The following is an 8,653-nucleotide window of genomic DNA, read 5'->3' on the forward strand; positions in this document are numbered from 1 at the left end:
GGGTAAACCCGCTCCTACAGGTTTGGCACAACTGTTCGTATGTGGAGGGTGCCCGCGGAAGCGCCGTTACAGCCCCCGCCGCTTGCGGATCAGCGCGTAGGCCTGGTGGAGCTCACGGGTGCGCTCCGTCGCTTCGCGCACCTGCCCCTCGCTGGCGCCGGTACCGGCCAGCTTGTCCGGGTGATGCCGGCTCACCAGCCGTCGATACGCCTGCTTGACCCGAGCACCTTCGGTGTCGGCCTCCACCCCGAGCAGACGCAGCGCCGTTGCATAGGTCATCACGCCGCTGCTGGATGGCGCCTTGCGCGGCTCGTACTCCAGCGACATCGCCTGCACCTGGCGGCGGCTGAGACCCAGTTTATGCCCCCAGTCCAGCAGCAGGTCGCGCTCGTGCTGGCCGGCCTTGCCATCGGCCCAGGCCATCCGCCAGCAGGCGCGCAAGGTACCTTCGGCGGCATGAGGCTGTAGTCGAATACGCCGTAGGTGGCCGGCCAAGCGATCCTTGCCCGCCTTACCCCGGTTGAATGCGGCAATCGCCCGCAAGCGCGCCGCGTCGGCCATGTCCAGGCGCTGCATCTCCTGCCGGGCTTGCTGGATATGCTGCTCGGCCACCCGCCCGTCGCTCTTGGCCAGGCGCCCGAGCAGCACGAACAGCAGTTCTTCGTCACGCAGGGCCGGGCGACCGCCGAGCCGCTCGCGCATGTCATCCCAGCCCTGCACGCGGATGCGTCGGTCCATCGCCTGGCCGAGCAAGCCGCCCAGCAGCGCCCCGGGAATGCTGGCGACGGCGAACCCGGCACCCAGCCCGATCAACGTGCCTGGCCACCACATGTCAGGCGCGCTCGCCGATCAAGCGCTCGGCCTCGGCCAGACGCTCCTGGGTGCCGACATCGACCCAGCGGCCCTGGTAGTGCTCGCCACTCACCTGGCCCGCGGCCATGGCCTGGCGCAGCAGCGGCGCCAACTTGAAGGCGCCGGGCCGGCAACCCTCGAACAAGGCCGGGTGCAGCACCGACAGGCCACTGAAGGTCAGGGTCCCTGGCGCGTCGTCGCCATCCACCACCTGACTGCCTTGCAAGCGGAAGTCGCCACGCCCGTGATGGCCAGGGTTGTCGACCAGCACCAGATGAGCCAGGCCCTGCAACGGCGTACGCAGCCGTGCAAGGTCGTAGTCGGTCCAGACGTCGCCGTTGATCAACAGGAACGGCGCCTCGCCCAGCAACGGCAGGGCCCTGAAGATTCCACCGCCGGTCTCCAGCGGCTCGCCTTCGGGCGAGTAGCGGATGCTCAGGCCGAAGCGGCTGCCATCGCCCAGGTGGTCTTCGATCTGCTGGCCGAGCCAGGCGTGGTTGATCACCACTTCGGTAAAGCCCGCCGCCGCCAGGGCCCGCAGGTGGTATTCGATCAATGGCTGGCCGGCGACCGGCAGCAGCGGTTTTGGCGTATGCAGGGTCAGCGGGCGCATCCGTTCGCCTTTGCCTGCCGCCAGGATCATCGCCTTCATGGACGCGCCTCAGCCTTCAGTTCGGCAATCAACTCGCCCAGTTCGGCCAACTCCGTACGACGGCTGATCACTTCATCTATATAGGCGAAGAACCGCGGCACGTCCGCCAGGTAGCGCGGCTTGCCATCGCGGTGGCAAATGCGCGCGAAGATACCGATTACCTTGAGGTGGCGCTGCACACCCATCAGGTCGCTGGCGCGGTGGAACGCCTCGAATTCGTCCTGAACAGGAATGCCTGCAGCGCGGGCCTGCTCCCAGTAGCCATGCAGCCAGCCCTCGACACGCGCCTGGGGCCAACTCAGGAAGGCATCCTTGAACAGGCAGGTGATGTCGTAGGTCACCGGACCGTAGACGGCGTCCTGGAAATCCAGCACGCCAGGATTTGGCGCGCTCTGCATCAGGTTGCGCGGCATATAGTCGCGGTGCACCAGCACTTTGGGCTGGGCCAGGGCGCTGTCGATCAGCAGCTGGCTGACGCGTTGCCAGCGCGCCTGCTGGGCCGGGGTGAGTTCGCGGCCCAGTTCCCGGGCCACATACCACTGCGGGAACAGCTCGACTTCGCGGCGCAACAGCGCATCGTCATAGCTCGGCAGCGGCGCGTCCATCGGCAGGCGCTGAAATTTCAACAGCGCTTCGATGGCATCGGCGAACAGGCTGTCGGCATTGTCGGCATCGATGATGTCCAGGTAGGTCTGGTGGCCCAGGTCGCCGAGCAGCAGGAAGCCGCGTTCCAGGTCCTGGGCATGGATGACCGGCACGTGCACACCGGCGCTGGCCAGAAGGTGATCGATATCGACGAAAGGTCGGCAGTTTTCCTGGGGCGGTGGTGCATCCATGATCACGAAGCTGTGCTCGCCCCCCTGCCAGCGGAAGTAGCGACGGAAGCTCGCGTCACTGCTGGCGGCGGTCAGGCGGCCTTCGGGCACTTCGCCCCAGGCGTTGTCGCGGTACAGGTTGTCGAGCTGTTCGGCGAGCCAGACAGTCAGTTGTTGCAGGCGTACATCGTGTTCAGGCATTACAAGGGTCTCCGACGGCCCTAGCCGTCAAGCGGGTCATGCTTTATTATCCAGCATCTTTTTCAGACCATCGAGAGGCGTGCGGCCCCCACACGCGGGCAGATGGCACGCAGGAAGCCCGGACTAATAAGATGGCATTGAAATCCCCCGCGTTTCGTAGAAAGTTTCCGTTGCTGGTCACCGGCGGTCTGCTGGCCCTGCAACCTCTGGCCACCTCGTATGTAGTGGCTGCCGAGCAGTTCGACTGCCAAGTGTCCGCCTCCGGTGGTTGGGACTGCAAGCCCAAGACCCCTACCAGCAACCTGCCACCGCGCCCTGTGCACGATGGCGCCGCGCTGAGCTCCGGCACCGAGGCCGAGGCCAGCGAAGCCGAGCCCGCCAACAAGCCGATGCTGGTCACCGAGGCCAAGGGCCGTGGCCTGAAGTCGCGCAGCGAGGACTACAGCCACCTGGACTGGGTACCGCGTGAGAAGCTCACCGCAGCTCAGCTGGCCGAGACCGGCCCGTATTGCGGCGGCGCCTACATCGAGCCGTCACGCCCCGGCATGGCCGACACCACGCCGAAGGACGAGTCGCCGACCTACATCAACGCCAAGGTCTCCAAGTACCAGCAGGAGCAGCAGATCGCCACCCTCGCCGGTGACGTGGTGATGCGCCAGGGCAGCATGCAGGCCGAGGCCGACGAGGCCAACCTGTACCAGGCCGAGAACCGTGGCGAGCTCAAGGGCAACGTCAAGATCCGCGACAACGGCTCGCTGGTCGTCGGCGACCAGGCACAGATCCAGCTCGACACCGGCGAAGCCCAGGTCGACAACGCCGAATACGTGATGCACAAGTCGCACATCCGCGGCAACGCCCTGTACGCCAAGCGTGGCGAGAACGCCATCATCCGCCTCAAGGACGGTACGTACACCACCTGCGAACCGGGCAGCAACGCCTGGCAGCTGAAGGGCAACAACATCACCCTGAACCCGGCCACCGGCTTCGGTACTGCGACCAACGTCACCCTGCGGGTCAAGGATTTCCCGGTGTTCTACACACCGTACATCTACTTCCCGATCGATGACCGTCGCCAATCCGGCTTCCTGCCGCCGTCGTTCAGTACCAGCAGCGACACTGGCTTCATGCTGGTCACGCCGTACTACTTCAACCTGGCGCCGAACTACGACGCCACGCTGTACCCGCGCTACATGACCAAGCGTGGCCTGCTGATGGAAGGTGAGTTCCGCTACCTGACCAAGTCCAGCGAAGGCCAGTTCGGCGGCGCGTACCTGAACGACAAGAACGACGATCGCAAGGACCAGACTGATTACAAGGATCAGCGCTGGATGATCAACTGGCAGCATAAAGGTGGCTTGGACGAGCGCCTGATGACTGAGGTTGACTACACCGATATCAGCGATCCGTTCTACTTCCAGGACCTGGAGTCGGACCAGATCGGCGTCGAAAGCCGTGATGCGATCAATCAGCAGGGTGCGTTGACCTACCGAGGCGATGACTACGTCGCACGCCTTAACATGCATGCCTACGAGATGACCACCATCTCGAAGATCACCCCGTACGACAAGCTGCCGCAGATCACTCTCAATGGCATGCTGCCGTACCACCCGGGTGGTTTCGACTTCAGCTACAAGACCGAGGCCGTACGCTTCGAACGTGACCTCAAGAGCGGCACCGTCTACAACGAAGACGGCGAACTGGATACCACCGCCGGCTCTGACGGCCGCCGCCTGGACCAGAATGTCTTCGGCCTGGCACGCGCCAACGGTACCCGCCTGAACGTGGCCCCGGCCATCAGCCTGCCGATGGAAGCCAGCTATGGCTTCATCAAGCCGAAGCTGACCTACATGTACACCCACTACGACCTGGACCTGGACAGCAAGGGCAAGAACGACCTCGCTCGCGCCAGCGACGCCACTCGCGACCTACAAGGCGACTTCTCCAGCAGCCAGGACCGTAGCGTACCGATCTTCAGCGTCGACAGCGGCCTGTACTTCGACCGCAATACCCAGTGGTTCGGCGAGAACTACCGCCAGACCCTGGAACCGCGCCTGTTCTACCTCTACGTGCCGTACGAGGACCAGAAGGACATCCCGGTCTTCGACACCAGCGAGACGTACTTCAACTACGGTTCCCTGTTCCGCGAAAACCGCTTCTCCGGCTCCGACCGCGTCGGCGACGAGAACAAGCTGTCGCTGGGCGTGACCAACCGCTGGATCCAGGACGACGGCTTCGAGCGCCAGCGCATCAGCGTCGGCCAGGCCCTGTACTTCAAGGATCGCAAGGTCCAGCTGCCAGGCATCGACTGGCGCACCCGCGACAGCTCGCAGTCCGACGTATCGCCGTACGCGCTGGAGTACATGCTCGCCTTCAACCGCGACTGGCGCCTGAACGCGGACTACAACTGGGACCCGGATGCTCGCAAACCACGTTCGGGTAGCGCGATGTTCCACTACCAGCCGCAAGAGAACCCGAACAAGATCGTCAACGTCGGTTATCGCTATCGCAACGACACCGTTCGTTACGACCCGCTGACCGGTCGCTGGGGCGAGGGTGGCGACTATGGCACTCCAGGTTCCGCGAACTACATCAAGGACTACTACAAGATCCAGCAGCACGACTTCTCGGTCATCTGGCCGATCGTGCCGCAGTGGAGCGTGATCGCCCGTTGGCAGCATGACTACAACCGCAACCGCACCCTGGAAGCCATGGGCGGTTTCGAGTACGACAACTGCTGCTGGAAACTGCGCCTGATCAACCGTTACTGGCTCGACTACGACGACTTCAGCCAAGCCGCGCCACAGAACGAAAAAGGCGACCACGGCGTATTCCTGCAAATCGTCCTCAAGGGCCTCGGCGGTGTCGTAGGCAATAAGGTCGAGTCTTTCCTCGACGAAGGCATTCAAGGTTACCGTACACGTGAAGACCAAGCTTATTGATCGACTGCGCCCACTGCTGTTGGGCGCTGCATTGCTGAGTGGCGCGGTGCATGCCGCGGTGCAACCCCTGGACCGCGTGGTGGCCATCGTCGACAACGACGTGGTCATGCAAAGCCAGCTGGACCAGCGCGTGCGCGAGGTCCAGCAGACCATCGCCAAGCGTGGCGGCGGCGTGCCGCCGTCCGGCGCGCTGGAGCAGCAGGTCCTGGAACGCCTGATCGTCGAGAACCTGCAGCTGCAGATCGGCGAGCGCTCCGGCATCCGCATCACCGACGAGGAACTGAACCAGGCCATCGGCACCATTGCCCAGCGCAACGGCATGTCCCTGGACCAGTTCCGCGCCGCCCTGGCCCACGACGGCCTGTCGTTCGACGACGCCCGCGACCAGGTCAAGCGCGAGATGATCATCAGCCGCGTGCGCCAGCGCCGCGTGGCCGAGCGCATCCAGGTGTCGGAGCAGGAAGTGAAGAACTTCCTCGCCTCCGACCTGGGCAAGATGCAGATGTCGGAAGATTACCGCCTGGCCAACATCCTCATCCCGACCCCGGAAGCCGCCAACTCGGACGACATCCAGAAAGCTGCGCGCAAGGTCGGCGACGTGTACCAGCAACTGCGCCAGGGCGCCGACTTCGGCCAGATGGCGATTGCCAACTCGGCCAGCGAAAACGCCCTTGAAGGCGGCGAGATGGGCTGGCGCAAAGCCGGCCAGCTGCCACCTGACTTCGCCAAGATGCTCAGCGGCATGGCCGTCGGTGACATCACCCAGCCGATCCGCATTCCCAACGGCTTCATCATCCTCAAGCTCGAGGAGAAGCGCGGTGGCAGCGAGAACGTGCTGCGCGACGAAGTCCACGTGCGCCACATCCTGATCAAGCCAAGCGAGATCCGCAGCGACGCGGCCACCGAGCAACTGGCCGAGCGCCTGTACGACCGCATCCAGAACGGCGAAGACTTCGCTGAACTGGCGAAGAGCTTCTCGGAAGACCCGGGTTCGGCGCTCAACGGCGGCGACCTCAACTGGGTCGACCCGAACAGCCTGGTACCGGAGTTCCGCGAGCAGATGGCAAACGCCCAGCAAGGCGTGGTAACCAAGCCGTTCCGTACCCAGTACGGCTGGCACATCCTCGAAGTGCTGGGCCGCCGTGCCACCGACAGCACCGAACAGGCGCGCGAGCAACAGGCACTGAACGTGCTGCGCAACCGCAAGTACGACGAAGAGCTGCAGACCTGGCTGCGCCAGATCCGCGACGAAGCCTACGTTGAAATCAAGCTGCCTGGCGCCGACCAGGCCGCCCAGTGAAGCCCCTGCGCTTCGCCGTCACGCCCGGCGAGCCGGCCGGCATAGGCCCCGACCTTTGCCTGCTGCTCGCCGCCGAGCCCCAGCCGCACCCCCTGATCGCCATCACCAGCCGTGACCTGCTCGCCGAGCGGGCCACCCGGTTGGGGCTGGCCGTCGACCTGGTGCCGGTCATGCCCGGCCAATGGCCAGAGCGCCCGGCACCAGCCGGCAGCCTCTACGTGTGGGACACGCCACTGGCGGCCCCGGTGACGCCCGGGCAGCTGGACAAGGCCAATGCCGCGTTCGTCCTGGAAACCCTGACCCGGGCCGGCACCGGCTGCCTGGACGGGGCGTTCGCCGGGATGATCACCGCGCCTGTGCATAAAGGCGTGATCAACGAGAGCGGCATCGGCTTTTCCGGCCATACCGAATTCCTCGCCGACCTGACCCACACCACCCAGGTGGTGATGATGCTCGCCACCCACGGCCTGCGCGTGGCGCTGGTGACCACGCACCTGCCACTGCGTGACATCGCCGATGCCATCAGCGTCGAGCGCGTGGAGCGCGTCACGCGCATCCTGCACGCCGACCTGCAGGACAAGTTCGGCATCGCCAACCCGCGCATCCTGGTGTGCGGGCTCAACCCGCATGCCGGCGAAGGCGGCCACCTTGGCCGCGAAGAAATCGACATCATCGAACCGACACTGGCCCGCTTGCGCAGCGAAGGCATGGACCTGCGTGGCCCGCTGCCGGCCGATACCCTGTTTACCCCCAAATATCTGGAGCACTGCGACGCGGTGCTGGCGATGTACCACGACCAGGGCCTGCCCGTACTCAAGTACAAAGGCTTCGGCGCGGCGGTCAACGTGACCCTGGGCCTGCCGATCATCCGCACCTCGGTCGATCATGGCACCGCCCTGGACCTGGCCGGCACCGGCAAGGTCGACACCGGCAGCCTGCGGGTCGCCCTGCAAACCGCCTACCAGATGGCCGAGAACCGACCATGAACGAGCACTACCAACACCGGGCGCGCAAGCGCTTCGGCCAGAACTTCCTGCACGACGCAGGGATCATCGACCGCATCCTGCGGGCGATCCATGCCAAGGCCGGCGAACACCTGCTGGAAATCGGCCCTGGCCAGGGCGCATTGACCGAGGGCCTGCTGGGCAGCGGCGCGCAGCTGGACGTGGTCGAGCTGGACAAGGACCTGGTGCCGATCCTGCAGCACAAGTTCGCCGGGCGCGACAACTTCCGCCTGCACCAGGGCGACGCCCTGAAGTTCGACTTCAACCAGCTGGGCGTGCCACCGCGCAGCCTGAAAGTGGTCGGGAACCTGCCCTACAACATCTCGACCCCGCTGATCTTCCACCTGCTCAGCCATGCCGGCCTGATCCGCGACATGCACTTCATGCTGCAGAAGGAAGTGGTCGAGCGCATGGCCGCCGGCCCAGGCGGCGGCGACTGGGGCCGCCTGTCGATCATGGTGCAATACCACTGCCGGGTCGAACACCTGTTCAACGTCGGCCCCGGCGCGTTCAACCCGCCGCCCAAGGTCGACTCGGCCATCGTCCGCCTGGTGCCGCACGAAGTGCTGCCCTATCCGGCCAAGGATCCGGCACTGCTGGAGCGCGTAGTGCGCGAGGCCTTCAACCAGCGCCGCAAGACCCTGCGCAACACCCTCAAGGGCCTGCTCGACAGCCAGGCCATCGAAGCCGCTGGCGTGGACGGCAGCCTGCGCCCGGAACAGCTCGACCTGGCGGCCTTCGTGCGCCTGGCCGACCAGTTGGCCGATCAGCAAGGCTGATTCAACCTGCACCGGCCTCTTCGCGGGACAAGCCCGCTCCTACACCTGCGTGTGTGGGCTTGCCCCGCGAAGAGGCCGGTACTGGCGACACAGATCCGTGGGCCCGCGGCC

7 protein-coding genes are annotated in these 8,653 nt (G+C 65.2%); 4 read left to right on the plus strand and 3 right to left on the minus strand.

Translation table 11 applies throughout. The features are described from left to right. Positions 1-66 precede the first annotated feature (66 nt). The 3 genes from IAE37_RS25315 to IAE37_RS25325 are packed head-to-tail and all read right to left on the minus strand — an operon-like array spanning position 67 to position 2,520. On the minus strand, positions 67-831 hold the full coding sequence (locus IAE37_RS25315; RefSeq protein WP_201178158.1) for a TerB family tellurite resistance protein: 765 nt from the start codon (positions 829-831) through the stop codon (positions 67-69). Position 832: 1 nt separating this feature from the next. Next, complete coding sequence (gene murU, locus IAE37_RS25320; RefSeq protein ID WP_201178160.1) at positions 833-1,504, minus strand: N-acetylmuramate alpha-1-phosphate uridylyltransferase MurU; 672 nt, start codon at positions 1,502-1,504, stop codon at positions 833-835. After that, on the minus strand, positions 1,501-2,520 hold the full coding sequence (locus IAE37_RS25325; RefSeq protein WP_201178162.1) for an aminoglycoside phosphotransferase family protein: 1,020 nt from the start codon (positions 2,518-2,520) through the stop codon (positions 1,501-1,503). Before IAE37_RS25325 ends, murU begins: the two co-directional genes overlap by 4 nt. 131 nt (positions 2,521-2,651) lie before the next feature. Between IAE37_RS25325 and IAE37_RS25330 the strand changes: the two genes are divergently transcribed. The 4 genes from IAE37_RS25330 to rsmA are packed head-to-tail and all read left to right on the plus strand — an operon-like array spanning position 2,652 to position 8,542. Beyond that, the gene (locus tag IAE37_RS25330) at positions 2,652-5,459 is read left to right on the plus strand and encodes an LPS-assembly protein LptD (protein ID WP_201178164.1); all 2,808 of its coding nucleotides are present in this window, start codon (positions 2,652-2,654) and stop codon (positions 5,457-5,459) included. Beyond that, complete coding sequence (gene surA, locus IAE37_RS25335; RefSeq protein WP_201178166.1) at positions 5,440-6,759, plus strand: peptidylprolyl isomerase SurA; 1,320 nt, start codon at positions 5,440-5,442, stop codon at positions 6,757-6,759. Before IAE37_RS25330 ends, surA begins: the two co-directional genes overlap by 20 nt. Beyond that, on the plus strand, positions 6,756-7,745 hold the full coding sequence (gene pdxA / locus IAE37_RS25340; protein ID WP_201178168.1) for a 4-hydroxythreonine-4-phosphate dehydrogenase PdxA: 990 nt from the start codon (positions 6,756-6,758) through the stop codon (positions 7,743-7,745). The genes surA and pdxA overlap by 4 nt, the downstream gene beginning before the upstream one ends. Continuing rightward, entirely contained in the window at positions 7,742-8,542 is an 801-nt protein-coding gene (gene rsmA, locus IAE37_RS25345; RefSeq protein WP_201178170.1) for a 16S rRNA (adenine(1518)-N(6)/adenine(1519)-N(6))-dimethyltransferase RsmA, read from the plus strand. Before pdxA ends, rsmA begins: the two co-directional genes overlap by 4 nt. Positions 8,543-8,653 lie beyond the last annotated feature (111 nt).

This window comes from Pseudomonas sp. S31, assembly GCF_016648105.1.
In the GTDB taxonomy this organism is placed as follows: domain Bacteria; phylum Pseudomonadota; class Gammaproteobacteria; order Pseudomonadales; family Pseudomonadaceae; genus Aquipseudomonas.

What these genes read in the sequence shown, in the direction of transcription:
- IAE37_RS25325 (WP_201178162.1), bottom strand. Translation starts at nt 2,520, where the DNA reads ATGCCTGAACACGATGTACGCCTGCAACAACTGACTGTCTGGCTCGCC.
- murU (WP_201178160.1), bottom strand. Translation starts at nt 1,504, where the DNA reads ATGAAGGCGATGATCCTGGCGGCAGGCAAAGGCGAACGGATGCGCCCG.
- IAE37_RS25330 (WP_201178164.1), top strand. Translation starts at nt 2,652, where the DNA reads ATGGCATTGAAATCCCCCGCGTTTCGTAGAAAGTTTCCGTTGCTGGTC.
- IAE37_RS25315 (WP_201178158.1), bottom strand. Translation starts at nt 831, where the DNA reads ATGTGGTGGCCAGGCACGTTGATCGGGCTGGGTGCCGGGTTCGCCGTC.
- rsmA (WP_201178170.1), top strand. Translation starts at nt 7,742, where the DNA reads ATGAACGAGCACTACCAACACCGGGCGCGCAAGCGCTTCGGCCAGAAC.